Source organism: Dankookia sp. P2, from assembly GCF_050632255.1.
Taxonomy (GTDB): domain Bacteria; phylum Pseudomonadota; class Alphaproteobacteria; order Acetobacterales; family Acetobacteraceae; genus Paracraurococcus.
This window is the reverse complement of sequence record NZ_CP192581.1, coordinates 4,811,821-4,835,586: the sequence shown is the minus strand read 5'-3', so window position 1 is coordinate 4,835,586 and position 23,766 is coordinate 4,811,821. Positions and strand designations below refer to the sequence as shown.

25 protein-coding genes and 7 pseudogenes are annotated in these 23,766 nt (G+C 70.6%); 20 read left to right on the top strand and 12 right to left on the bottom strand.

Annotated features, from left to right (window positions below):
- Position 1: 1 nt before the first annotated feature.
- Entirely contained in the window at positions 2-526 is a 525-nt protein-coding gene (gene mreC, locus ACQ86J_RS28705; RefSeq protein WP_431268200.1) for a rod shape-determining protein MreC, read from the bottom strand.
- On the opposite strand from mreC, the gene ACQ86J_RS28700 reads away from it, so the two are divergent.
- Positions 501-890 carry a hypothetical protein gene (locus tag ACQ86J_RS28700; protein ID WP_431268199.1) on the top strand — a complete coding sequence of 130 codons (390 nt, stop codon included), beginning with the start codon at positions 501-503 and terminating at the stop codon, positions 888-890. The two genes, mreC and ACQ86J_RS28700, sit on opposite strands and share 26 nt — an antisense overlap.
- Positions 891-897: 7 nt before the next feature.
- On the opposite strand, the pseudogene ACQ86J_RS28695 reads toward ACQ86J_RS28700, so the two are convergent.
- Positions 898-1,942: pseudogene (locus ACQ86J_RS28695) on the bottom strand (rod shape-determining protein).
- Between the two features lie 279 nt (positions 1,943-2,221).
- Here ACQ86J_RS28695 and ACQ86J_RS28690 point away from each other — a divergent pair.
- Entirely contained in the window at positions 2,222-2,464 is a 243-nt protein-coding gene (locus ACQ86J_RS28690; protein ID WP_431268198.1) for a YMGG-like glycine zipper-containing protein, read from the top strand.
- 59 nt (positions 2,465-2,523) lie between these two features.
- On the opposite strand, the gene ACQ86J_RS28685 is transcribed toward ACQ86J_RS28690, so the two are convergent.
- The 6 genes and pseudogenes from ACQ86J_RS28685 to ACQ86J_RS28660 all read right to left on the bottom strand — a co-directional run bounded on the left by ACQ86J_RS28685 (position 2,524) and on the right by ACQ86J_RS28660 (position 6,444).
- Positions 2,524-2,826, bottom strand: coding sequence for a hypothetical protein (locus tag ACQ86J_RS28685; RefSeq protein ID WP_431268197.1), 303 nt, complete (start codon positions 2,824-2,826; stop codon positions 2,524-2,526).
- Positions 2,827-2,897: 71 nt separating this feature from the next.
- Complete coding sequence (locus ACQ86J_RS28680; protein WP_431268196.1) at positions 2,898-4,034, bottom strand: ABC transporter ATP-binding protein/permease; 1,137 nt, start codon at positions 4,032-4,034, stop codon at positions 2,898-2,900.
- 67 nt (positions 4,035-4,101) lie between these two features.
- A pseudogene (locus tag ACQ86J_RS28675) lies at positions 4,102-4,452 on the bottom strand (SbmA/BacA-like family transporter); the annotation flags it as partial.
- A gap of 295 nt (positions 4,453-4,747) precedes the next feature.
- Positions 4,748-5,284, bottom strand: coding sequence for a hypothetical protein (locus ACQ86J_RS28670; protein WP_431268195.1), 537 nt, complete (start codon positions 5,282-5,284; stop codon positions 4,748-4,750).
- A gap of 122 nt (positions 5,285-5,406) precedes the next feature.
- A complete protein-coding gene (locus ACQ86J_RS28665; protein WP_431268194.1) occupies positions 5,407-5,571 on the bottom strand; it encodes a DUF1328 domain-containing protein in 165 nt (54 codons plus the stop codon).
- Between the two features lie 117 nt (positions 5,572-5,688).
- Positions 5,689-6,444: a PhyR family response regulator anti-anti-sigma factor gene (locus ACQ86J_RS28660; protein ID WP_431268193.1), complete on the bottom strand. Its 756-nt coding sequence runs from the start codon at positions 6,442-6,444 to the stop codon at positions 5,689-5,691.
- 93 nt (positions 6,445-6,537) lie between these two features.
- Between ACQ86J_RS28660 and ACQ86J_RS28655 the strand changes: the two genes are divergently transcribed.
- The 3 genes and pseudogenes from ACQ86J_RS28655 to ACQ86J_RS28645 all read left to right on the top strand — a co-directional run bounded on the left by ACQ86J_RS28655 (position 6,538) and on the right by ACQ86J_RS28645 (position 8,009).
- Positions 6,538-7,041 carry a sigma-70 family RNA polymerase sigma factor gene (locus ACQ86J_RS28655; protein ID WP_431268192.1) on the top strand — a complete coding sequence of 168 codons (504 nt, stop codon included), beginning with the start codon at positions 6,538-6,540 and terminating at the stop codon, positions 7,039-7,041.
- Between the two features lie 167 nt (positions 7,042-7,208).
- Positions 7,209-7,682 (top strand): annotated as a pseudogene (locus ACQ86J_RS28650) (sigma-70 family RNA polymerase sigma factor); the annotation flags it as partial.
- A 129-nt stretch (positions 7,683-7,811) separates the two neighbouring features.
- Positions 7,812-8,009 (top strand): hypothetical protein, encoded by a 198-nt coding sequence (locus ACQ86J_RS28645; RefSeq protein ID WP_431272567.1) that lies wholly within the window; start codon positions 7,812-7,814, stop codon positions 8,007-8,009.
- Positions 8,010-8,048: 39 nt separating this feature from the next.
- On the opposite strand, the pseudogene ACQ86J_RS28640 reads toward ACQ86J_RS28645, so the two are convergent.
- A pseudogene (locus tag ACQ86J_RS28640) lies at positions 8,049-9,640 on the bottom strand (2-isopropylmalate synthase).
- A gap of 396 nt (positions 9,641-10,036) precedes the next feature.
- Between ACQ86J_RS28640 and rpmE the strand changes: the two are divergent.
- The 3 genes and pseudogenes from rpmE (at position 10,037) to ACQ86J_RS28625 (ending at position 11,778) form a co-directional block, all read left to right on the top strand.
- Positions 10,037-10,263: pseudogene (gene rpmE, locus ACQ86J_RS28635) on the top strand (50S ribosomal protein L31).
- 222 nt (positions 10,264-10,485) lie between these two features.
- A pseudogene (locus ACQ86J_RS28630) lies at positions 10,486-10,937 on the top strand (Hsp20 family protein).
- A gap of 115 nt (positions 10,938-11,052) precedes the next feature.
- Positions 11,053-11,778, top strand: a complete 726-nt coding sequence (locus tag ACQ86J_RS28625; protein WP_431268191.1) for a helix-turn-helix domain-containing protein — start codon at positions 11,053-11,055, stop codon at positions 11,776-11,778.
- Between the two features lie 126 nt (positions 11,779-11,904).
- Here ACQ86J_RS28625 and ACQ86J_RS28620 read toward each other — a convergent pair whose 3' ends face one another.
- Positions 11,905-12,096: a DUF1192 domain-containing protein gene (locus tag ACQ86J_RS28620; protein ID WP_431268190.1), complete on the bottom strand. Its 192-nt coding sequence runs from the start codon at positions 12,094-12,096 to the stop codon at positions 11,905-11,907.
- A gap of 116 nt (positions 12,097-12,212) precedes the next feature.
- Here ACQ86J_RS28620 and ACQ86J_RS28615 point away from each other — a divergent pair, with 116 nt between their 5' ends.
- A complete protein-coding gene (locus ACQ86J_RS28615; protein WP_431268189.1) occupies positions 12,213-12,782 on the top strand; it encodes a DUF1013 domain-containing protein in 570 nt (189 codons plus the stop codon).
- 52 nt (positions 12,783-12,834) lie between these two features.
- Here the strand turns inward: ACQ86J_RS28615 and ACQ86J_RS28610 are convergent, their stop codons facing one another.
- Positions 12,835-12,960, bottom strand: coding sequence for a YdcH family protein (locus tag ACQ86J_RS28610; protein ID WP_431268188.1), 126 nt, complete (start codon positions 12,958-12,960; stop codon positions 12,835-12,837).
- Between the two features lie 195 nt (positions 12,961-13,155).
- On the opposite strand from ACQ86J_RS28610, the gene ACQ86J_RS28605 reads away from it, so the two are divergent.
- The 10 genes from ACQ86J_RS28605 to ACQ86J_RS28560 all read left to right on the top strand — a co-directional run bounded on the left by ACQ86J_RS28605 (position 13,156) and on the right by ACQ86J_RS28560 (position 21,721).
- The gene (locus ACQ86J_RS28605; RefSeq protein ID WP_431268187.1) at positions 13,156-13,356 is read left to right on the top strand and encodes a YdcH family protein; all 201 of its coding nucleotides are present in this window, start codon (positions 13,156-13,158) and stop codon (positions 13,354-13,356) included.
- 8 nt (positions 13,357-13,364) lie between these two features.
- On the top strand, positions 13,365-13,871 hold the full coding sequence (gene purE, locus ACQ86J_RS28600) for a 5-(carboxyamino)imidazole ribonucleotide mutase (RefSeq protein ID WP_431268186.1): 507 nt from the start codon (positions 13,365-13,367) through the stop codon (positions 13,869-13,871).
- A gap of 77 nt (positions 13,872-13,948) precedes the next feature.
- Positions 13,949-15,007 (top strand): 5-(carboxyamino)imidazole ribonucleotide synthase, encoded by a 1,059-nt coding sequence (locus tag ACQ86J_RS28595; RefSeq protein WP_431272566.1) that lies wholly within the window; start codon positions 13,949-13,951, stop codon positions 15,005-15,007.
- Between the two features lie 176 nt (positions 15,008-15,183).
- Entirely contained in the window at positions 15,184-16,254 is a 1,071-nt protein-coding gene (locus tag ACQ86J_RS28590; protein WP_431268185.1) for an OmpA family protein, read from the top strand.
- Positions 16,255-16,610: 356 nt separating this feature from the next.
- The gene (locus tag ACQ86J_RS28585) at positions 16,611-16,961 is read left to right on the top strand and encodes a hypothetical protein (RefSeq protein ID WP_431268184.1); all 351 of its coding nucleotides are present in this window, start codon (positions 16,611-16,613) and stop codon (positions 16,959-16,961) included.
- 14 nt (positions 16,962-16,975) lie between these two features.
- Positions 16,976-17,704 (top strand): OmpA family protein, encoded by a 729-nt coding sequence (locus ACQ86J_RS28580; RefSeq protein ID WP_431268183.1) that lies wholly within the window; start codon positions 16,976-16,978, stop codon positions 17,702-17,704.
- 309 nt (positions 17,705-18,013) lie between these two features.
- Positions 18,014-18,805 carry an outer membrane protein gene (locus ACQ86J_RS28575; protein WP_431268182.1) on the top strand — a complete coding sequence of 264 codons (792 nt, stop codon included), beginning with the start codon at positions 18,014-18,016 and terminating at the stop codon, positions 18,803-18,805.
- Positions 18,727-19,560 (top strand): OmpA family protein, encoded by an 834-nt coding sequence (locus ACQ86J_RS28570; RefSeq protein WP_431268181.1) that lies wholly within the window; start codon positions 18,727-18,729, stop codon positions 19,558-19,560. The genes ACQ86J_RS28575 and ACQ86J_RS28570 overlap by 79 nt, the downstream gene beginning before the upstream one ends.
- A 68-nt stretch (positions 19,561-19,628) precedes the next feature.
- Positions 19,629-20,813: an OmpA family protein gene (locus ACQ86J_RS28565; RefSeq protein WP_431268180.1), complete on the top strand. Its 1,185-nt coding sequence runs from the start codon at positions 19,629-19,631 to the stop codon at positions 20,811-20,813.
- Between the two features lie 356 nt (positions 20,814-21,169).
- Complete coding sequence (locus ACQ86J_RS28560; RefSeq protein WP_431268179.1) at positions 21,170-21,721, top strand: hypothetical protein; 552 nt, start codon at positions 21,170-21,172, stop codon at positions 21,719-21,721.
- 18 nt (positions 21,722-21,739) lie between these two features.
- Here the strand turns inward: ACQ86J_RS28560 and ACQ86J_RS28555 are convergent, their stop codons facing one another.
- Complete coding sequence (locus ACQ86J_RS28555; protein ID WP_431268178.1) at positions 21,740-22,657, bottom strand: Zn-dependent alcohol dehydrogenase; 918 nt, start codon at positions 22,655-22,657, stop codon at positions 21,740-21,742.
- Between the two features lie 156 nt (positions 22,658-22,813).
- Here ACQ86J_RS28555 and ACQ86J_RS28550 point away from each other — a divergent pair.
- Positions 22,814-23,728, top strand: a pseudogene (locus ACQ86J_RS28550) (enoyl-CoA hydratase); the annotation flags it as partial.
- Between the last annotated feature and the right edge of the window lie 38 nt (positions 23,729-23,766).

Below are 23,766 nucleotides of genomic sequence, written 5' to 3'. Positions count from 1 at the left end.
GCTACCGCCTGGCCCGCGGCTCGGGCCGCGCCACCGCCTCGGGCGGCAGGATCCCGCCCAGGCCGTAGTCGAACAGCCGCAGTACGTCCAACCGGTCCAGCCGGGCGAAGAGCTCGATCTCCGCGGCACCAGAGCCGGTCCAGCGCACCACGCCGACCGGCAGGCCGGCGGGGAAGGCATTGGCCTCGGCACTGGTGACGACGCGGTCGCCCTCCTGTGGCCGGCTGCCGGCGGGCCAGTATTGCAGCCGCGGCCGGGCGCCGTTGGTGCCGACCATCATGGCGCGCGCCCGGCTGCCCTCCAGCACCACCGGGATGCGGCTGTTGATGTCGGTCGCCAGCACCACACGGGCGGAGCGCGTGCCAACCTCGGTCACCCGCCCGGCCAGGCCGCGCTCGTCCAGCGCGACCTGGCCCTTGCGCACGGCGTGGTTGGGCCCGGCGGCGAGCAGCACGGCGCGGGCATAGGTGCCGCCGCCATCGGCGACCACGCGGGCGGTGGTGAAGGCCGGCGCCGCATCGGGCACGAAGGCGAAGCTGGCGGCGCAGCATGGCGTTCTCGGCCTCGAGCGCCAGCGCCGCCGCCTGCCAGCGGTGCAGCCGGGCATTCTCCTCGCGCAGCCGGGCATTCTCGCCGCGCATCGCCAGCAGAGTCTCGGCCTCCCGCACCGCGTCGCGCATGGCCGTCACCGGCTCCTGCAGCACCGCCCAGATCGGCGTCAGCGCATCCGCCAGGACCATCCGTGCCCGCTCGGCCAGCAGCGCATCCGCCTTGCCGAGCAGCATCGTGCCGAACGCCAGGGCGATCAGCAGCGGCAGGGACAGGCGCGACAGGGCCTGTCGCAGCGGCACGCTCAGTCGGATCACGCGGGCTCCAGGGGCCTCAACTGACAGCTGATCAATACATGGAAGTCAGCACCTGACGAAGCCGCTTCATCTCTTCGAGAGCGCGTCCGGTCCCGAGCGCGACGCAGGACAGCGCCTCCTCGGCGACCACCACGGGCAGGCCGGTGGCCGCCCGCAGCACCTCGTCCAGCCGGTGCAGCAGGGCGCCGCCGCCGGTCAGCACGATGCCCTTGTCGACGATGTCGGCGGCGAGCTTCGGCGGGGTGTTCTCGAGCGCAACCTTCACCGCCTCGACGATGGCGCTGACCGGCTCGGCCAGGCTCTCGGCGATCTGCCGTTGGCTGACCACCACCTCGCGCGGCACGCCATGCATCAGGTCGCGGCCCTTCACCTCGATGGCCGGGCCCTCGTCGCCATCGTCCGGGACGGCGGCAGCGCCGACCGCCATCTTGATCCGCTCGGCGCTGCTTTCGCCGATCAGCCAATCGAACTGCCGGCGGATGTAGGAGATGATCGCCTCGTCCATCTTGTCGCCGCCGACGCGGACGCTGCGGGCATAGACGATGCCGCCGAGCGAGATCACCGCCACCTCGGTGGTCCCGCCGCCGATATCGACCACCATCGAGCCCGAGGGCTCGGTCACCGGCAGGCCCCGCGCCGATGGCGGCGGCCATCGGCTCCTCGATCAGCAGCACCTTCCGCGCGCCGGCGCTCTCAGCGCTCTCCTGGATCGCCCGACGCTCGACCGCGGTGGATCCCGAGGGGACGCAGACGATGATCATCGGCGAGGCGAAGCTGCGGCGGTTGTGCACCTTGCGGATGAAGTGCTTGATCATTTCCTCGGCCACCTCGAAATCGGCGATCACGCCGTCCCGCAGCGGCCTGATGGCGGCGATGTTGCCGGGGGTGCGGCCGAGCATCTGCTTGGCCTCCTCCCCCACCGCCAGCACCTGCTTGCGGCCGCGGTGGTCGGCGATCGCGACGACGCTCGGCTCGTTCAGCACGATGCCCCGACCCTTCACATAGACCAGCGTGTTCGCGGTCCCGAGGTCGATGGCCATGTCGGCCGAGAGAAAGCCGAACAGGCGAGAGAACATGCGAAGGAAACCTTCTACTCAGAGGTCTTGACCCGGGGCGTCGGTCGTCGTGGTCCCGCGGCGGCGCCGGTGGCCCGCCCCGGGGCCCACGTTCACGAATGCGGGGGTTCGGGTTGTGGCCGTGCCTTACCCGCCTGCCGCGCGGGGCTCAAGCCTTCTGTCCGAGTCTTCACCGAATCCCCCGTGGCGCACGCCGGCGTGGCCGACGGGCGGCGCAACCGAAGCGTAACGGCCGGCGTTTCCTGAGCCCCACGGCAAATGCAACAAAGGAGACGAAGGATGCGGAAGATCGCGCTCGGCCTGCTGACCCTCGGCGCGCTCGGACTTGGCGCCTGCGGCTATTCCACCGGCGACCGGGCGGTCTCGGGCGGGCTGCTCGGCGCCGGTGCCGGCGCCGGCATCGGCGCGCTGACCGGCGGCAGCGCCGGGACCGGCGCCCTGATCGGCGGCGCCGCGGGCGCGGCCGGCGGCGCGCTGACCAGCGGCCGGGACGTCAACCTGGGCCGGCCGGCTTGGCGCTGACCGACCGGTGCGGAGCGAGCGCGCCCGCTCCGCTCAGTCCAGCAGAGAGGCCACCGTGCTCAGCGCCAGGCTGCCGACCAGCAGCAGCAGGCCGCAGCCGAAGCAGCGGATGGTGACGGCATAGGCGGCGCGCCGGTCGTCGGCGAGTTGCAGCGAGCGCCACGGCTGAAGCCCTGGATGAGGATCGAGGCCGCGGCGGCCAGGGCGCTCGCCACCCACCAGCCGGTCCAGTGCCCTTCGTCGAGCTCGAAGACCATGAAGCGAAAATAGACCAGGGAGAAGGTCAGCGGCACGGTGATGCCGGTGACCACCGCCTGGCGGTAGCCGACCGGCAGCGGCGCGTCTGGCGGCTCGGCACTCATGCGCGGGACGTTCCGGACCCAGAGATCCAATACGGTAGGGGTGGCGCCCGCGCGGGGTCAATTCGGCCCCGCTAGCCCCGCGCCCCGCGCAGCAGCCGGCGCCAGCCACCTTCCGCCACCATGGCCTCCACCTCCCGCGGCTTCGCCGCCTTGCGGCGGCGCCGCGCCGTCAGCTTCGCGCCCTCCGCCCCGCGCACCAGGCTCAGCGTCCGGTCGTGATAGACGTCGAGACCCGGCCGGTGACCGATCGAGATCAGGGCGGTGCCCTCCAGCTCCTCGGGGAAGAGGCGCATCATGGTGTCCTGGTTGGCCTCGTCGAGCGCCGCGGTCGCCTCGTCCAGGAAAACCCAGCGCGGCCGGTGCAGCAGCAGCCGGGCGAAGGCCAGCCGCTGCTGCTCACCGAGCGAAAGGATCCGGTCCCAGCGCTCGGTCTCCCCGAGCCGGGGCACCAGGTGTTCCAGCCCGCAGCGGGTGAGCGCCGCCGCCTGGCGCTCGGCCGGGAAGCGGTCGGGCGGCTGCGGATAGGCCAGCGCGCCGGCCAGGGTCCCGAGCGGCAGGTAGGGCCGCTGCGGCATGAAGGCCATCGCCTCGCGCGGCGGGATGCGGATCTCGCCGCCGCCCCAGGGCCAGAGCCCGGCGATGGCGCGGAACAGGGTGGATTTCCCGGTCCCGCTCTCGCCGACGATCAGCACGCGCTCGCCGGCGGCGATCTCGGCATTGGCTTCGGCGATCAGCGTGCTGCCGTCGGCCTGGGCGATCTGCAGATCGCGGAAGGCCAGCACCTCCCGCCCATCGGGCTCGGGACCCTCTTCAATGCGGATGCCCTCGCCGGCCTCGGTCAGCAGCTCGGCCTCCAGCGTGTCCTCCAGCTCCGCGACCCGCTCCACATGGCTGCGCCAGTCGGCGATGCGCGGGAAGTTGTCGACGAACCAGTTGAGGCTGGTGGTCACCTGGCCGAAGGCCGAGGAGATCTGCATCAGCACGCCGAGGGTGATGGCGCCGGAGAAGTAGCGCGGACTGGCGACCAGGACCGGGAAGACGGTCAGCAGCATGCCGTAGGCGCTGGTCAGCCACATCAGCCGCCGCTCGCTCAGCATCAGGTCGCGCATGACGTCGGCGACATGCAGGAAGGCCTGGCGCAGGCCGCGCTCCTCGTCGGCCTCGCCGCGGATCAGCGCCACGCCCTCGCCGCTCTCGCGGATCCGCACCAGGGCGAGATCGGTGGTCGCTCTCGGCCTCGTTGCGGCGGACATTGGCCTCGACCATCGGCCGGCCGATGCGCCAGGTCAGGAAGCTGCCGATGCCGGCATACAGCAATGCGGCGAAGACCATGTAGCCGGGGATGTCGAACTCGGTGCCGCCGAGCGCGACATGCAGCGGCCCCGACAGGGTCCAGAGGATCCCGACGAAGGAGACGAGCATGAGGGCGGAGGTGACCAGCCCGATCGCCAGCTCCACAGCCATGGCCGTCGCCCAGCGGGTGTTCTCGCTGATCCGCTGGTCCGGGTTGTCGGCCGCGCCGTCGAGGAATCCCAGCTGGTAATGCCGGCCGCCTTCCAGCCAGCGGTGCTGCAGCCGGAAGACCAGCCATTCGCGCCAGTGCAGCTGCAGCAGCTTGCCGGACATAGAGCTGGAACACGGCAGTCGCCATGCTGGCCAGCGTCAGCCCGACGAAGAGCCCCATCTGGCCGAAGAAGGCGGGGCGGTCGCGCTGCTCGAGCGCGTTGAAGAAATCCCGGTTCCAGATGTTGAAGCGCACCTGGATGCCGATCTGCAGCAGGGTCAGGGCCAGGACGCCGAAGGCCAGCAGCCGGGCCTTCCGCTTCTCCTCGCCGTTGAAGTACTGGCCGGCCAGGCGGCGCACGCGGCGGCCGAAGCTGTCGGGCGGGTGCGGGAACTCGCTCTCGGCCATCAGCCGGGCTCAGCGCGCCAGCGGCTTGAGCGCGTCCGGCGCCTCGCCGACCGCGCTGGCCAGCAGGGCGCGTCCGGCCGCGCCTTCGCTGCCGATGCCCTCGGCCGCCAGCTTCGCCCCCGGCTTCAGCAGGTCGCGGGCAGCCTCGACCGCGCCTTGCGGCAGCAGGATGACCGTGCCGTCCTCCAGCACCGCCCCGGCAACCTCGCCCTGCGGGGTGTAGTAGGGCTGCTTGACGATGCCGGCGAAGGCGAGATGGGCCGCCTGCTCCAGCGGCCTGCGGCCGCCGAGCCGCCAGTAGAACCGGTCGAGCACCGTCGGTGCCGCGTCGGCGCTGGGCGCGAAGGCCAACATGGTGATGACCGGCGCACTGCGCGCGCGGATGCCCCACGCCACCAGCGGCTTGCCGGGCGGCGCCGCCTGCCTCACCGCCTCGGCGATGTCAGGCGGGAAGACGATCTGCGGTCCCTCGCGAAAGATCAGGGCATCGGTCTCCCCGCGCGGGTTCAGCAGGTAGCGCTCCACCGTGCCGGTGAAGGAAGGCAATCTGAGTTGGGTCGAACCAGAACTCGCCCTTGGTGGGCGAGGCGACGACCTGCGCCAGGGCGGCAGCCGGTGCGAGCGCCGCGGCGGCGAGAAGGGCTGCGCGGCGCCGCATGGCGGCTGCCTCAGGCGCCGCGCACGACGCCGAAGATCAGCGAGACCAGGAACAGCACGATGAAGATGGCGAAGAGGATCTTGGCAATGCCCGCGGAGGCGGAGGCGATGCCGCCGAAGCCGAACAGGCCGGCGACCAGTGCGACGACGAGGAAAATGAGGGTCCAGTAGAGCATGCGCGTCCTCCGTTACGTGAGTGGGCGGAGAACGCTGCCCTGCCGCCGCGGTTGCCGATGCTCAACGAACCGGGAGAAACAAGGATGTCCGGCGGCGGCGCGGCGACGCGGGCGGCGTCAGACCGGCCGAACGCCGCGCGTCACCGCCTGGAAGGTCGCCACCGCCAAAGTCGTGGGATCGAAGGGCTTGGTGATGACGAAAGCCGGCTCCACCGCCTCCCCGGTCAGCAGCCGTTCGGGATAGGCGGTGACGAAGATCACCGGCGCGGTCAGGTGCTTCAGGATGCGCGCGACCGCGCTGGCGCCGTCGCCGCCGGCGCCGAGATTGATGTCGGCCAGCACCAGCCCGGGCCGCTCCGCCTCGGCGATCGCCACCGCTTCCGCCTCGGTCGCAGCGATGCCGACCACGCTGTGGCCGCAGCGCTCCACCAGCTCCTGGATGTCGAGAGCGATGATCGGCTCGTCCTCGATGATCAGGACGCGGGTGGCGACGCCGGTGCGCAGGCTGTCGCGCGCCAGCCGCAGCTCCAGCTCGGCCGTCGCCGGCAGGATGCGGCAGGCGGCGGCGGCGGCGGTCAGCGGCTGTTCCTCGAGTGCCGTCAGCAGCAGCAGCATGCGTTGCAGCATCGACATCTCGGAGAGGTCGATCGCCGGCGTGGCCTCGGCCTCGCGCACCCGGTCGCCGATCGCGCCGTACAGCGCGACACGGGCGCCGGGATCGACGGCCAGGCTTTCGGGCGGCGAGGCGAGCACCTGCTTCAGCGCCTCCGCCACCACCTCGTCGCCACGTGACTGGCTGCCGGTCAGCGCGCGCGCATAGCGGCGTGCATAAGGAAGCGCTCGGATCAGCGCACCGCGGTCCATTGCACTCATTGCAGTCAGGCCTCGACCGCTCTTCGGGTTGTCATCGCTGGCACAAGCCCGACGTCCTCGCTGGGATAAGATGAGGTTGATATTGATCGTCCGGTGACCGAACAAGCCACGGATACGGGACTGCGGACCGCGCTCGCGGGATTGTTGCCCGAACTGCGCGCATTCGCCCGATTCCTCTGCGGATCGCGGACGGAAGCGGACGATTTGGTTCAGGAGGCTCTGGCGCGCAGCCTGCGCAGCCTCGACGCGCGCGAGGAGCCGGTCGAGGACCTGCGCGCCTGGTGCCTGGCGACCGTGCGCAACATCTTCCACGAGCAACTGCGGGCCCGAAAGCGGGAAGCGGCGCGGCTACGCGCCGCGGTGCCCGAGGAGTCCGCCCCGCCCTTGCAGGAAACGCCGGGGCAGGTGCGCGACCTGGCGCGGGCGATCGCCGCCCTGCCGCCGCTGCTGCGCGAAGCGGTGATCCTGGTCGGACCCCAGGGGCTGTCGCATGCCGAGGCCGCGGCGATCTGCGGCGTGCCGGTCGGCACCATGAAGGCGCGGGTGTCGCGGGCACGGACGCAGCTCGCTGCCGCTCTCGGTCGTGTGATGGCGTAACGGAACCGCGATGCAACCCCGCTCCCCGGCGATCACTGGTCATCAGAGATCGCAAGGGGACGCAGCATGGACGGCATCACCAATACCGCACCGGACGCTCAGGCGACGCAGCCGGTTGCCACCAAGCCGCAGCGCGGCGGCCGCGCCAGCGCCGATCCCACAAGCAGCTGGTCGCCCTGCTGCCGAAGCTGCGGGTCCAGGCGCTGGCCCTGACCCGCAACCGCGCCGCCGCCGAGGATCTGGTGCAGGATGCCGTGGCGAATGCGCTCGCGGCGCAGGAGAGCTTCACCCCCGGCACCAACTTCGCCGCCTGGATGCACCGCATCCTGCGCAACCGCTTCATTTCAACTCTGCGCAAGCAGCGCGAGACCACGGACATCGAGGATCTGCCGATGTCGGCCTTTGCGGTCAGTGGCGCGCATGACGACCGGATGGTGCTGAAGGAGCTCAGCCGGGCGCTCGGGCGGCTGCCGAGCGACCAGCGCGAAGCCCTCTTCATGGTTGTTTTGCAAGGACTTTCCTACGAGGAAGTGGCGCAGGCGACGGGCTGCGCTGTGGGCACCGCGAAGAGCCGCGTCTTCCGCGCCCGTCGCCAGTTGCAGACCTGGCTGGCCGGCGAGGAGCGGTCCGAGCGCCAGTTGCCGCGGTCGGAGCGTTCCGATGTCATAGGCATTGGCGAATATCGCGCCGGAGTTCAGGGTGCGATGACGCGGAGTGGGGTGGCGGTCCTGGAACGGCCTGCCACCAGCCCGTCCTTCCTGGCAGCGGCGATGGGCAAGACGGACCAGAAGAAACCAGGCGATCCGGCCAAGGCCGACGCGGAACAGGAGGACGGGGCGGTGGACAACGCCTTCGACCTGTGGCTGCGCCGCGGGTTGCACCAGCTTTATGACACGGTCGCGAATGAACCGATTCCCGAAGCTCTGCTCCGGATGATCGAGGAAGACCGCAAGGAAAAGGAAGACTGAGGCAGCGGCACCGGGTGGACCGGTGCCGCGCCCCTGGCGTTAGGCCGTAAGCGCGGCCTGGAATTCCGGCGGCTTGGTCCGCTCGCGCTTCGCCAGAAGCTTGTTCAGCGCATGCACATAGGCCCGTGCCGCGGCGACGATGGTGTCGGTATCCGACCCCTGGCCGTCCACGAGTTTGCCCGCTTCCTCCAGCCGCACGGTGACGCGCGCCTGCGCGTCGGTGCCGCCGGTCACGCTCTGTACCGCGAACAGTTTCAGCGACACGTCGTGTGGGAAGGCCTGGCGGATGGCGATGAAGGTCGCGTCCACCGCGCCGTCGCCGGTCGCCATGCCGTCGCGCCGCTCGCCGTCCACTTCCAGCGCCAGCGTCGCCATCGGCCGGACGCCGAGGCCGGTGGCCACGGTCAGCCCGACCAGCCGGACCCGGTCGTTGCCGCGCACGACCTCGTCGTCCACCAGCGCCGCCACGTCCTCGTCGTAGACCACCTTCTTGCGGTCGGCGATGTCCTTGAAGCGCCGGAAGGCATCGTTCAGGGCATTGTCGCCGATCTCGCCATAGCCCAGGGCCTTCAGCTTGTCGCGGAAGGCGGCCCGGCCAGAGTGCTTGCCGAGCACCAGGCTGTTGGTGGTCCAGCCGACACTCTCGGGCGTCATGATCTCGTAGGTCGAGGCGTCCTTCAGCACGCCGTCCTGGTGGATGCCGGATTCATGCGCGAAGGCGTTGCGGCCGACCACCGCCTTGTTCGGCTGCACGTCGAAGCCCGTGATGGTCGCCAGCAGCTTCGAGGTGCGCAGGATGCGCGGGGTCTGGATGTTGTTGCGGAAGGGCAGCGCGTCGCGCCGGGTGCGCAGCGCCATCGCCACTTCTTCCAGGCTGGCATTGCCGGCCCGCTCGCCGATCCCGTTGATCGTGCTCTCGATTTGCCGCACGCCGGCCTGGATGGCGGCCAGGGTATTGGCCACCGCCATGCCGAGGTCGTTGTGGTTGTGCGCCGAGAGCACGACCTTCTCGATCCCCGGCACCCGGTTGCGCAGGTCGCGGAAGATCCGCGCCATGTCCTCCGGCATCGAGTAGCCGACGGTGTCGGGGATGTTGATGGTGGTCGCGCCGGCCTTGATGGCGGCCTCGACGCAGCGGCAGAGGAAGTCGGGGTCGGAGCGGCTGCCATCCTCGGCCGACCACTCGACGTCGTCCGAGTGCTGCCGGCCCAGGGTGACGCTGCTGGTGGTCAGCTCCAGCACCTCCTCCGGCGTCAGCCGCAGCTTGACCCGCATGTGCAGCTCGGAGGTCGCCAGGACGATGTGGATGCGCTTGCGCGCGGCGGGCTTCAAGGCCTCGGCGCTGCGCAGGATGTCGGCCGGGTTGGCGCGGCCGAGGCTGGCGATGACCGGGCCGTCCTTCGAGAATTTCTGCGCGATCGATTGCACGCTCTCGAAGTCGCCGGGGAGGCGATGGCGAAGCCGGCCTCGATCACGTCGACGCCCAGCTCGGCCAGTTCCTCGGCCATGCGCAGCTTCTCCTCGAGGTTCATCGAGAAGCCGGGGGATTGCTCGCCGTCCCGCAGGGTGGTGTCGAAGAAAATGATGCGGTCGTCGTCCAGCTTGCCGAAGCTGGGATGGGTGATGGCCATTGGGGCGTTCCTTGGTCTTCGTCTCGTTCAGCCAGGCGGGACGCATGGCGGCGCCCCAGAATCCCCTGAGCGATAACCGGCGGTCAGCCGGTCGTCACGCCCAGGGGCGGCTAAGTCGAAGGAGAAGGAGGCTGGCAAGCGCGCGCGCGAAGCCACCGGCGGGGAAGCCGCGGGTCCGGTCGGCGGGGGATGCGCTGCGCTGCATGTCCCGGGCACCCTAGGCGGGCGGGCAGGCGGCGTCCAGCCGGGAAGTGGGCGGCCGGCCCGCGACGGGCCACGCGGGCAGCAATGGGCCGCCGGGGGCCCCGCCTGTTGCGCCACCTCTCCCCTTCCCCTATAGCCGTCCGCTTCCCGCGGCCGGTCGGTATCGGCTGCGCCCCAGTTCATGAGCGCGCCATGAAGCCCGACATCCATCCCGAGTACCACGAGATCAACGTCATCATGACCGACGGGACCGCCTACAAGACGCGGTCCTGCATGGGCAAGGAAGGCGACACGCTGCGGCTCGACATCGACCCGAAGTCGCACCCGGCCTGGACCGGCATCCAGCGCGTGATGGACACCGGCGGTCAGGTCGCCAATTCAACAAGCGCTTCGCCAGCATCGGCACGCGCACCAAGTAAGCCCCCCGGCCGCGGCCGGGATGAGCAGAACCGGCAGCGCCGCCCCCTTGACCGGGGGGCGGCGCTTGCCATTCAGCGCTGTCACGGGGCGCCCTGATGGGGCCCCGGGCGTGGTTCCTTCCCTTCGCGGTGCCCGGTCGGGGCCGTTCGGGTCAGGGGCCGCAGGCATCAACAGACCTTGCTTTCAGGAGGTTTGGCTGTGAACACCCTCGATTTCTCCCCCTGTTCCGTACCGCCATCGGCTTCGACCGGCTGGCCCGTCAGCTCGAGAGCGCCCGTTCCGTGGGCGAGGCGCAGAGCTATCCCCCTACAACATCGAGAAGACCGGGGACGACAGCTACGTCCTCACCATGGCCGTGGCCGGCTTCGGCCCTGGCGACATCGATGTGGTGGCGCGGGAGAACGTGCTGACCGTCGCCGGCCGTGCGCCGCAGGCGCCGGAAGGCCGCAGCTACCTGCATCGCGGCATCGCCGGCCGCGCCTTTGAGCGCCGCTTCGTCCTTGCCGACCACATCGTGGTCGAGGGCGCCAACCTGGAGAACGGGTTGCTGGAGCTGGCCCTGAAGCGCGTGGTGCCGGAGGCGCTGAAGCCGCGGCAGATCCCGGTGCAGGCCGGCCGGCCGCAGCCGCAGATCACCGCGAACGAGCAGACGGATCAGGCCCAGGCTGCGTAAGCGGCCCGGACGGGGTTTCGACGAGGGCCGGCGGGGCAACCCGCCGGCCTTTTTCATGCGCGCCTTACCCGCGAGGTCATGGAATCCGCGCGCCCGACCGGGCAGGCTCCGGGGCATGGACGGATATCAGAACGGCCAGAATGCCGGCGCCCTGCTGGCCCGCGCCCGCCGCGCCCGGCGTCTGAGCCAGCTTGACCTGGCGCTGGAGACCGGCATCTCCACCCGGCATCTCAGCTTCGTCGAAACCGGGCGGTCCCGTCCAAGCCCCGGCCTGGTGCTGCGGCTCTGCGAGGTGCTGGGGGTGCCGCCACGCGAGGCGGACGGGGTGCTGTTGGCCGCCGGCCATGCCCCGGCGCATCGCGACACGCCGCTGGAGGCGCCGGCGATGGCCGAGGTCCTGGCGGCGCTGCGGCTGATCCTGGCACGGCATGACCCGCTGCCGGCGGTGGCCTTCGACGCGGCCTGGGACGTGGTGATGTTCAACGGCGCCTATGGCGGGGCGCTCGATGCCTGCCTGGCCGCCGGAGTGGACGCGGCGGTCGGCCGCCTCCCCCTGCCGCGCTTGGCCTTGCTCCCGCCGCCGCGGCCGAACCTGCTGCGGCTGCTCTGCCACCCCGATGGCGCCCGCCGCTTCGTCGGCAATTGGCCGGAGGTGGCGCGCGCCCTGCTGGACCGCGTGCAGCGGGAGGCGCGGCTGCCGAGCGCCGACCCGGCCAGGCGCCCGCCGATCGAGGAGGCCCTGGCGCAGCCTGGCGTCGCCGCCCTGATGCGGAACCGCCCGCCGGGCGGCGCGGCACCCTGGTCGTGCCGGTCGAGATGCCCGGCCCGACCCGCTACCTGACCACGATCGCCACCCTCGGCACCGCCCAGGACCTGACGCTCCGGGACCTGCGGATCGAGACCTACCATCCGGCCTGAACCCGGCAGCAGCGATGCGGCGCGCGTGGCGGATGCCGTCCTGCCGGCCCTACTCCGGCCTGGTGCGGAAGAACGCATCCGCCGCCCCGCGATGCGCCTGCTTCTTCGCAATGGCCGCCTCGGCCCGGCCGATCTCGGCCCGGAGCCGTTCGATGTAATTCTTCAGTTCTTCAACATCCCAACCATCGAGAACCGGCGGCGTGAGGCCTGCGGCGCGGCGGGGCGCGTCTTCCTCCATCATTCATTCTCCTTTGGCGTCCGGGCTTTGACCCTGCGGGGGGCCGCCTCTATATGCCAGCCATTGCCGTGTCGGGGATGCCCGGCCCTCCCCGGCGCCGCCCAGAAGGTTCCGCTTCCATGACCCAGCCCCTGATGCCGAAGGCCACTGCCGTGTGGCTGATCGAGAAGACCTCGCTGACCTTCGAACAGGTCGCGGATTTCGTCGGCATGCACCCGCTCGAGGTCCAGGCGATCGCCGATGGCGAGGTGGCGCAGGGCATCATCGGCTACGACCCGGTGCTGAATGGCCAGCTGAGCCGGGAGGAGATCGCCCGCTGCGAGGCCGACTCCTCCGCCCGGCTGCAGATCTCGGCCAACTCCTTGCCGATCCCGAAGCCGCGCGGCAAGGGCGCCAAGTACACCCCCGTCTCCAAGCGCAACGACCGGCCGGACGCCATCGCCTGGGTGCTGCGGCACTACCCGCACCTGACCGATGTCGCCGTGGGCAAGCTGCTCGGCACCACCAAGGAGACGATCGCCAAGGTGCGCGACAAGACCCATTGGAACAGCCCGAACATCAAGCCGCGCGACCCGGTGATCCTCGGCCTCTGCAGCCAGGGCGACCTCAACGCCGCCGTCGCCGCCGCCGGGGAACGCCCGCCCGGCGCGCCGCTGCCGCCGATGGACGCCGAAGAGAGCCTGGCCTGACCCGGAAGCGGGCCGCCGCCCCGCCAGGGCGCGACGGCCCTTTCACGCCGCGCTAGGCCTGGCGGCGCAGCTTCTCGATCTCCTCCTTCAGCCGCAGCTTTTCCCGTTTGAGCCGGTTCAGTTCCGTCTCGTCGGGCCTGGGCCGCCCATCCTCCTCGCCGATCTGCCGGTCAAGCACCGCATGCCGCTCCTCTAGGGACCGGATCCTCGGCGAAGTGTTCATTCGGCATCTCCCTGCGTCTGTGAGACGCGGTCGCCCAACCCGGACACGGCCGTGCTGTTGCGCCCGCGCCTGGCATGGTAAGGGCGGCGGGGAGGCGAATGCATCCCTCCTTTCACTTCCCGACCTTTCACTGGCCGAGCGCATGCCCCGATGCTGGATGACCGCAGATCCCTGCTGCGCCGCCTGCACGAGATGCGAAGCGAGCACCGCGACCTGGACACGGTCATCGCCAGGCTCTCGGACAGCCTCACCGACCAGCTCCAGGTCCAGCGGCTGAAGAAGCGCAAGCTGAAGCTGAAGGACGAGATCACCTGGCTGGAAGGCCGCCTGCTGCCCGACATCATCGCCTGAGTATCGCCATGACCGCCGAGCCTCCGATGCCGCTGGTCGGCATCATCATGGGCAGCCGTTCCGACTGGGAGACGATGCGCCATGCCGCCGAAACGCTCCAGGCGCTCGGCGTCCCGTACGAGACGCGGGTGGTCTCCGCCCATCGTACCCCCGGTCGGCTGGTCGCATACGCCGAGGGCGCGCGGGGGCGCGGGCTGAAGGTCATCGTCGCCGGGGCCGGCGGCGCGGCCCACCTGCCGGGCATGGCCGCGGCGATGACGCCGCTGCCGGTGCTCGGCGTGCCGGTCGAGAGCCACGCGCTGAAGGGCATGGACAGCCTGCTGTCGATCGCCCAGATGCCCGGCGGCATCCCCGTGGGCACCCTGGCGATCGGCAAGGCGGGGGCGATCAACGCGGCGCTGCTGGCGGCCGCCATCCTGGCGCTCTCGGACCCGGCGCTGGCCGGGCGGCTGGACGCCTGGCGCGCGGCGCAGACCGCGGGCGTGCCCGAGGCCCCCTTCGAGCCTGCGCCGTGACCGACGCCTTCGCGGGCCGCTTCCCGCTGCCGCCCGGCGCCACCATCGGCATCCTCGGCGGCGGCCAGCTCGGCCGCATGTCGGCGCTGGCCGCGGCGCGGCTCGGCTATCGCTGCCATGTCTTCTCCCCGGAGCAGGACGGGCCGGGCATGCAGGTGGCAGCGGCGGCGACCGTCGCGCCCTACGAGGACACCGAGGCGCTGGCCGAATTCGCCGATGCGGTCGATGTCGTCACCTTCGAATTCGAGAATGTCCCGGCCGAGACCCTGGCGGCGATCGAGCCGCTGGTGCCCTGCCGGCCGGGGGTCGGGGTCCTGCGGATCTGCCAGGACCGGCTGCGGGAGAAGGACTTCCTGACCCGGGCCGGCGTCCCGGTGGCACCCTGGCGGGCGGTGCGGACCGAGGCGGAGCTGACCGAGGCGATCGCCGCGATCGGCCTGCCGGCGGTGCTGAAGACCACCCGCATGGGCTATGACGGCCGCGGCCAGGCGGTGCTGCGGCATCCGGCGGAGGCGGCGCCGGCCTTCGCCCGGCTCGCGCCGAAGCCGCTGATCCTGGAAGCCTTCGTGCCCTTCGTTGCCGAGCTCTCGGCGATCGCGGCGCGCGGCGCGGATGGCGCCACGGCGGTCTACGACGCGGTGGAGAACCGGCACCGAGACCACATCCTCGACCTGAGCTTCGCCCCGGCGCGGCTGCCCGCCGCGGTTGCCGCGGCGGCCCGGACGCATGCCGCGGCGGTGGCGGACGCGCTGGACCTCGTTGGCGTCCTGGCGCTCGAGATGTTTCTGCTGCCGGACGGGTCGCTGCTGGGCAACGAGATCGCCCCGCGGCCGCATAATCCCGGCCACTGGACCATGGATGGCTGCGCCGCCAGCCAGTTCGAGCAGCATGTCCGCGCCGTCGCCGGGCTGCCCCTGGCCGCGCCGGACCGGCACCACGACGTGGTCATGCTGAACCTGGTGGGGCCGGAGGGCATGGCGCGCTGGCCGTCGCTGCTGCAGCGGCCCGGCGTGGTTCCTCACCTCTACGGCAAAGCGGAAGCCCGGCCGGGGCGGAAGTTGGGGCATGCCAACCGCCTGCTGCCGCTCGGCAGCTTGGCGGGAATGGAGGATTCGGCGGCCCTGGAAGGGTTGTGACGAATTTGCCATGCGGCACTGTGTCCGCAAGGCAACATCATCGCTTTTCTGGTTCATAACGCCTGCCAATGCGCGCAGCGCGATGGTAGGGTTTCTCCACGCTCCGATGGAGTCGTGCCCCGGGCACGTCTGGCGGCGCGAAAGATTTGCCTTACCGAGATCGAGGAGAGACGAGGATGACCCTCAAGAAGGCCCTTCTGGCCGCGACGGTCCTGGCGCTGCCGCTGGCCGCCCAGGCGCAGCCCGTGTCGGGCCTCTATGTCGGCGCCGGCGCCGGCGTGAACTTCATGCAGGAGAGCAAGTTCAACGCTCTCGGCTACGGCGCGAAGATCGAGACCAAGCCGGGCTACGCCGTCGTCGGCGCCCTCGGCTGGGGCTTCGGCAACGGACTCCGCGCCGAGCTCGAGGGCAACTACCGCACCAACGACGTCGACAAGAGCAAGGTCAGCGGCGGCGGCACCGTCGGCGGCCGCGGCGCCCTCGCCAACTTCGGCGTGATGGTCAACGCGCTCTATGACATCCAGACCGGCACGGCCTTCACGCCGTATGTCGGCGTCGGCGCCGGCTATGGCTGGCTCGAGACCAACAAGTACCGCGCCAGCTCGGCCGCCCTCGGCCTCTCGGCGACCTCGGACGAGACCGCGGGCGCCTTCGCCTACCAGGCGATCGCCGGCATCGGCTACAACCTCGGTGCGGGCCTGACCCTGACCACCGAATATCGCTTCTATGGCACGGTCGATCCGAAGATCGACGGCGAGGTCCGCGCCGGCACCGGCCCGGCCGGCACCGTGCTGCGCTCTGGCGAGGTCAAGCCGGGCAACTACAACCACTCCATCCTGCTCGGCCTGCGCTATGCCTTCAACGCGCCGTCCGCCGCGGCCGCCGCGGTGGTTGCGCCGGTTGCCGCCCCGGCCCTGGCCCGCACCTACCTGGTCTTCTTCGACTGGGACAAGTACAACCTGACCGAGCGCGCCCGGCAGATCATCGCCGAGGCCGCCGGCGCGTCCCGCAAGGTGCAGACGACGCGGATCGAGGTGGCCGGCCACGCCGACCGCTCCGGCTCGGCCGAGTACAACCAGCGCCTCTCGCAGCGCCGCGCCGATGCGGTCGCCGCCGAGCTGGTCCGCCAGGGCATCGCCCGCAACGAGATCGCGGTCAGCGCTTACGGCGAGAGCCGCCCGCTGGTCCCGACCGCGGATGGCGTGCGCGAGCCGCAGAACCGCCGCGTCGAGATCGTCCTGAAGTAATCGGGCCGGCCGCATTAGGCTTTGTTGGGAAGGGGCGCCGCAAGGCGCCGCTTCCTGCATTCTGGGCTTTGCGAGTCGGGATCGGCGCCGCGCTTGAAGGCAGCCCTTTCCCGTTCAGCCTTAATCGGCGCCGTGAAAATCAACCCCAAGCCTTGATCGCGGCACGTCTATCCAGGCTGTGATGATTTTGCCATGCCGCGTCGTGGCTTTTCCGCCACATTGATGCGGAAATGGTCCATACCGTCTGCCATTGCCGGGCGGGCGATGATAGGTCTCTCCGCACACCGTCGTGTTGGCATTCAATATACATTCGACGGCGTGACGGTTGGTCGATGAACGATCGAGGAGAGACGAGGATGACCCTCAGGAAGGCCGCCCTGGCCGCGACGATCCTGTCGCTGCCCCTGGCCGCACAGGCACAGCCCGTTTCGGGCCTTTACGTCGGCGCCGGCGTCGGCGCCAATTTCCGCCTGGATGCGGATGGCGACTATTCCCGGTCGCTCGTCAGGACGCCGGGCGTGGTGACCAACACCGCCACCGGCAAGGCCCAGGTGAGCACCGATCCCAACATCATGGGAGTCGTCTCTGTAGGCTGGGGCTTCGGCAACGGCCTGCGTGCCGAGCTTCGAAGGCAACTACCGCACCAACCAGGTGGACAGCGCCACCATCCCGGGCCGCCCGCGCAGCGAGCAGCAGCCCCTGGCTGAACACCTACGGCGCGATGGTCAACGTGCTGTACGACTTCCGCATCGGCCTGCCGGTGGTGCCCTATATCGGCGCCGGCGTCGGCTATGGCTGGAACGAGATCGAGAAGGGCACCAGCTTCGGCTTCCCCTCGACCCAGACCAAGGGCGAGTTCGCCTACCAGGGCATTCTCGGCGTCGCCTATGAGCTGGGCTCGATGGTCCCCGGCCTCGCGATCACCCTCGAGGGCCGCTACTACGCCACGCTCGACCCGAGCTTCAAGGACCAGAGCCGCGTCTCGCCGACCGTCTCCCAGCAGGTCAACTGGAAGCCGAAGAACGAGAATGTCTCGGCCCTGATCGGCCTTCGCTACGCGCTTTACACCCCGGCGCCGCCGCCGGCCCCGGTGGTTGCGCCGGTTGCCGCCCCGGCCCTGGCCCGCACCTACCTGGTCTTCTTCGACTGGGACAAGTACAACCTGACCGAGCGCGCCCGGCAGATCATCGCCGAGGCCGCCGGCGCGTCCCGCAAGGTGCAGACGACGCGGATCGAGGTGGCCGGCCACGCCGACCGCTCCGGCTCGGCCGAGTACAACCAGCGCCTCTCGCAGCGCCGCGCCGATGCGGTCGCCGCCGAGCTGGTCCGCCAGGGCATCGCCCGCAACGAGATCGCGGTCAGCGCTTATGGCGAGAGCCGCCCGCTGGTCCCGACCGCAGATGGCGTGCGCGAGCCGCAGAACCGCCGCGTCGAGATCGTCCTGAAGTAATCGGGCCGGCCGCATCGGGCTTTGTTGGGAAGGGGCGCCGCAAGGCGCCCCTTCTCGCATTTTAGGGGAGTGTCCGCCGCGCCATACACAGCTGTGCCCTCGCCGCCACACCCCACCGCGATGCATTGGCCGGCGCGAACCCAGGACAGTGCGCGGTCATTCTTCCTCCTGCTTGCGGCCCGCTGGGGAACCGTTCGTCGGATGCGGCGCCGCGGCATGTCAGTGGGACGGAGTAGGCATGAACAGTTTCCGACGGGCGCTGCTGGCAGCGACCCTTCTTTCGGCATCGGCGGCGCCCTGGGGGACGCCATGGCCCAGCCGGTCACCGGGCCCTACATCGCCGGCGGCGGCGGCTGGAACCAAGTGCAGGATGCCGACATCGCGCTGCGGCGCGGCGGCTACCAGCTGAACGCCAACATCGATAATGCCGGGACAGCCCGGTTCGATGCAGGCTTTGCCGGCCTCGCCTCACTCGGCTGGGGCTTCGGCAACGGCATCCGGGCGGAGGTCGAGGGCAACTACCGGGAGAACGACGTCAACGCGATCGGTGGCTTCGATCTCTCGCCCTTCATCGGCATCCAGGGCAAGCAGCGCAGCTACGGCGCCATGGGCAACGTCTTCTACGACATCGACCTGGCCCGCTACGGCGTCGCCGGCAGCCCGGTGACGCCCTATCTCGGCCTCGGCGCAGGCTATGTCTGGACCGAGTGGCAGGGCGTCCGCGCCGCCAGCGTGCCGAGCTTCAGCCGCCTCAGCCTGACGGCCAATGACAGCGACGGGCAGTTCGCCTACCAGGCCATCGCCGGCATGGCCTTCCCGCTCGGGCAATTCGGGCTGCGCGGGCTCTCGCTCACGGCGGAGTACCGCTTCCTCGGCACCCTGACGCCGAAGATCCAGACCGAGCTGCGCCGGCCCGACAACAGCGTTGCCGACCGCGGCAAGGTGGAGCCGGACAACTACAACCACGCCGTCCTCGTGGGGCTGCGTTACGCGCTGTTCCAGCCTCCCCGCCGCCGGCCCCGGTGGTGGAGCCGGCGGTGCAGGCGCCCGCCCCGGCGCGGACCTACCTGGTCTTCTTCGACTGGGACCGTGCCGACCTGACCGGCCGCGCCCGGGAGATCATCGGCGAGGCGGCGCAGAACGCTCGCCGTGCCGCGGTGACGCGGATCGAGGTGGCGGGCCATGCCGACCGCTCCGGCACCCCCGCCTACAACCAGCGCCTGTCGCAGCGCCGCGCCGACGCGGTGGCGGGGGAAGCTCGTCGCCCGCGGCATCGCCCGCAGCGAGATCGCGGTCAGCGCCTATGGCGAGAGCCGTCCGCTGGTGCCGACCGCCGACGGCGTGCGCGAGCCGCAGAACCGCCGGGTCGAGATCGTCCTGCGCTGAACCGTCGCCCCACCGGGGCTTGGCGGTCACGCGAGGGGCGCCGCGAGGCGCCCCTTCTGCGTTCCGCTCCAAGTGTCGCACGGGTGGCATTCCGGCCTGGATCATACAGTCACCCATCGCTTCATCACGCGAGTGGGAGCAACTCCGCCAATATTCACTTGGTGAATACCGCCAGCCGCGCAAAAACTCGTCGCAGCGGGATTTTTTGCGATACTTGGTTACATGTCCCTTACATGACGAGATCGGGCGTGGCCATTTGGCCACAGCAGCCCGCTGCTGCTGTCGTCAGAGGGCTGCTCGCGCAGCCGTGGGGCCACCTTGTGCCGCGAATCTGCTCTACATCGGCCGCGTTCCGACGCGCCGAGCATCGCCGGCCAGGTCCTCACGGGGGTTGTGGCCAGAATGCAACAGCCCTCGGACTTGCAGCGGGACCGACGAACCTCAGGCCCCGGATTTCTTTAGGCGCATGAGCGCATGTCGCCAGCGAACCGACCACCCGGTTCCCGCGGCAGGCGCCACGAACACGGAGACGCGGACCATGACTCTGAAAAGGGCGCTGCTGGCAGCGACCATCCTGGCGGCCCCGCTGGTGGCCCCGCTCGCGGCCAGCGCGCAGCCGGTCACCGGCCTGTATATCGGCGCCGGCGCCGGCGTGAACTGGGTCCAGAGCCCCTCGAAGTTCGACCTGTCGGGCGAGACGCAGAACCTCAGCAGCGGCAATTTCGGGCTGCCCGGCAACGTCACGATCAACAATGTCGGCAAGGCCAACTTCCACACCGGCTGGGGCGGCGTGGCCAGCATCGGCTGGGGCTTCGGCAACGGCTTCCGGGCTGAAATCGAAGGCAACTACCGCACCAATGAAGTCGACAGCATCCGCGGCTTCAACCTGGCGCCGATCGGCCGCACCGGCGGCTGGCAGAGCACCTACGGCGTGATGGTGAACGCCTTCTACGACTTCGACTTCGCCAATTTCGGCCTCGGCCAGTCCATCTTCCAGCCCTATGTCGGCGTCGGCGTCGGCTATGCCTGGACCGATTGGCGCAACGTCCGTGGCCAGAGCAACGCCCCCGGCCGTGGCGGCGCCGTGCTCTACGCCGACGACACCGACGCGCAGTTCGCCTATCAGGGCATCCTCGGCGTTGCCACGCCGCTCACCTGGCTGGGCGTCACCGGCGTGACCCTGACGGCGGAATACCGCTTCATGGGCACGCTGCAGCCGGAGATGTTCACCACCCTCCGCAGCCCGACCAACAACCAGATCGGCGCGGCGGGCACGATCAAGGCGGACAACTACAACCACTCGGTCATGCTCGGCCTGCGCTACGCGCTGTTCCAGCCGCCGCCGCCGCCGCCGCCGGTCGCCGTTGCGGCCCCGGCCGTGGCTCCGGCCCCGGCGCGCACCTACCTGGTCTTCTTCGACTGGGATCGCGCCGACCTGACTTCCCGCGCGCGGGAGATCATCGCCGAGGCGGCGTCCAACGCCGGCCGGGTGCAGGCGACGCGGATCGAGGTGGCCGGCCACGCCGACCGCTCCGGCACGCCCGCCTACAACCAGCGCCTGTCGCAGCGCCGCGCCGACGCGGTCGCGGCCGAGCTGGTCGCCCGCGGCATCAGCCGGAACGAGATCAGCGTCAGCGCCTATGGCGAGAGCCGCCCGCTGGTGCCGACCGCCGACGGTGTGCGCGAGCCGCAGAACCGCCGGGTCGAGATCGTCCTGCGCTGAACCGAAGCGTCCCGGGTGGCGACACCCGGGACACCAGCGGCACGGCCGGGACAGCCGGGCCCATTTTCGGGGGGCGGGATTGGGAAGGGGCGCCGCGAGGCGCCCCTTTCTTCATGTCCGGGTTTTGGATCCCCCGGCCAGGGGCCCGGCTCAGATCACATGGAACAGGTAGAGCAGGATCAGGATCGGGATGGGGATGCCGAGGAGCCAGAGGAGGATGCCGCGCATGATGACCTTCCGTTGCGTTCCGATCCCGTCGCAACGCGGCCTCGGCCCCGTCGCTCCCGAAGCGCGGCATCTCGGCTTGCCGGCTCCATGCTTCGTGAATATGCCTGCTTCCGGAACAGGAGGCGCGGATGCGGACGAGACGTGAGGCCCTGGCCCTCCTTGGCGGGTCGGCTTCGACCCTGGCCCTGGCGGGCTGCGAGACCGATCCCAACGCCCCCTATCTCTGGGGCATCGGCGACCCGGTGCGCGGCGCCGCGCTGCGGGCGCCGCGCAATTTCGGTGAGCCGAGCCGCTGGGTCGGCTCACCCGCCAATGCGACAGTCGCGGTGGAGCAGCAGGAATTCCTCGCCAGCGAGCTGGCGACCGATCCGCGCTATGCCCCGGTCCTGAACCCGGCGGTGCTGCAGACCCTGCAGCAGGGCCGCGCCGAGATGCGCGACTATCTCGGCATCCCCGCCAGCGCCGACCCGCAGGCGGTGATCGAGGCGATGCGCCGGGCCGGCGCCGCGCTGCGCGCCGGCAACCCGGCCGGGGCGGAGGCGGCGCTGAGCGGCCCGGCCTTCCCCGCGGGGCCGCAGGCGGTGCTGGCCAAGCTCGGCGCCATGCCGCGGCTGCCGCGCACGGTGGCGGCCGCAGGGATGGTAGCCTCAGAGTTCGACCGGTTCGACCGGCAGCGGTAGAGGCGGGCCGCTGCGCCTTCAGAAGGCGATCAGCTGCCGCACCACATGGCCGCCCTTCAGCCGCGTGAAGCCATCGTTGATCTCCTGAAGCTTCAGCGTGCTGCTGATCAGGTGGTCGAGCTTCAGCCGGCCCTGCTGCCACATGGTCAGCAGCCGCGGCATGTCGGTGCGGAAGTGGTTGGAGCCCATCGACGACCCCTGGATCTTCCGCTCGCGCAGGAAGTCGAAGCCGTGCAGCTCGATCTTCTGGCCGAAGGGTACCATGCCGACGATGGTCGCGGTGCCGCCCGGCCGCAGCATGGCGAAGGCCTGCTCGGCCGTCTTCTTCAGGCCGAGCGCCTCGAAGCTGTACTCGACGCCGCCATTGGTCAGGTCCTTCACCGCCTGCACCGGATCGTCGTTGCCGACGAGGACGGTGTCGGTTGCACCCATCACCTTGGCCAGTTCCAGCTTCTCCGGCAGGGTGTCGAGCGCGATGATGCGCGACGCTCCGGCCAGCGCCGCGCCGTTCACCGCCGACAGCCCGACGCCGCCGCAGCCGATGACGGCGACGGTCGAGCCGGCCGGCACCCGGGCGGTGTTGATCACCGCGCCGACCCCGGTGATGACGCCGCAGCCGACCAGCGTCGCGCGGTCGAGCGGGATGTCGCGGTCGATCTTCACCAGCGCATTCTCGTGCACCACCATCTGCTCGGCGAAGGCCGAGAGGTTGAGGAACTGGTGCATCACCTCCCCGCCCTTCCACGATAGCCGGCGGGACTGTCCCGGCACCATCTTCACCTCGGTATTCTCGCAGAGCACGGTGCGGCCGCCGGTGCATTGCTGGCACGCGCCGCAGAACACCGAGAGGCAGCCGATCACATGGTCGCCCGGCTGCAGGTAGGTGACGTCGGAGCCGACGGCCTCCACCACGCCGGCGACCTCGTGCCCCGGCACGGTCGGCAGCGGGTGGGGGTAGAGTCCCCTCGATGAAGTGCAGGTCGCTGTGGCAGAGCCCGGCGAAGGCGGTGCGCACCAGCACCTCCCGCGCCTTCGGCTTCTGCAGGGTGACCTCCTCGATCGTCAGCGGCTCGTTCGCCGCGTGCAGGACCGCTGCCTTCATGGGATGCCCTCTCCTCCTCCCGGCCGCGTCGTTGCTTCTGCGCGACGGGTAGCGCGCTATTCTGCGCCGGCGGTATAGGCTGCGCCAGAAGCAGATGCAGGAGGAAACCCCATGCCCGATCTTCTCGTGACCGAGGCGGATGGCGTCGCCACCCTCACCATGAACCGGCCGGACAGCCTGAACGCGCTCGGCGGCGACATGCTGACCGAGATGCTGGCGGCGCTGACCCGCATCGCCGGCGACATGTCGGTCGGCTGCGTGGTGCTGACCGGCGCCGGCCGCGGCTTCTCGGCGGGGGCGACATGAAGGCGCGCGCGACCGGCGAGAAGCCGATCCTCGACGGCACGCGGGAGCAGGCGCAGATGTCGCTCCGTGCCCGGATGGAGGCCTCGCGCATCCTGCACGAGATGCCCAAACCCACCATCGCCATGGTCAACGGCGTCGCCGCCGGCGCGGGCATGTCGCTGATGCTGGCCTGCGACATGCGCATCGGCGGCACCAGCGCCCGGATGGGCACCGCCTTCGGCAAGATGGGCTTCTCCGGCGATTTCGGCGGCCACTGGTTCCTCAACCGCCTGGTCGGCCCCGCCAAGGCGCGCGAACTCTACTTCACCGCCGAGGTGATCGATTCTGCGGAAATGTATCGGCTCGGCCTGCTGAACAAGCTGGTGGCCGATGCGGAGCTGACGGCGACGACCATGGCGCTGGCGAAGCAGCTGGCTGCCGGGCCGCGGGTCGCCTGGCACCACATGAAGCGCAACATGCAGGTCGCCGAGCAGGGCACGCTGGCCGAGGCGCTGGATGTCGAGGCCTTCGGCATGACCCGCTGCCGCGACACCGAGGACCATCGGGAGGCGCTGAAGGCCTTCACCGAGAAGCGGCCGCCGGTCTTCACCGGGCGCTGACCCCGCCAGCCGCCGCGCAGTGCGTGCCGACTTCCAGG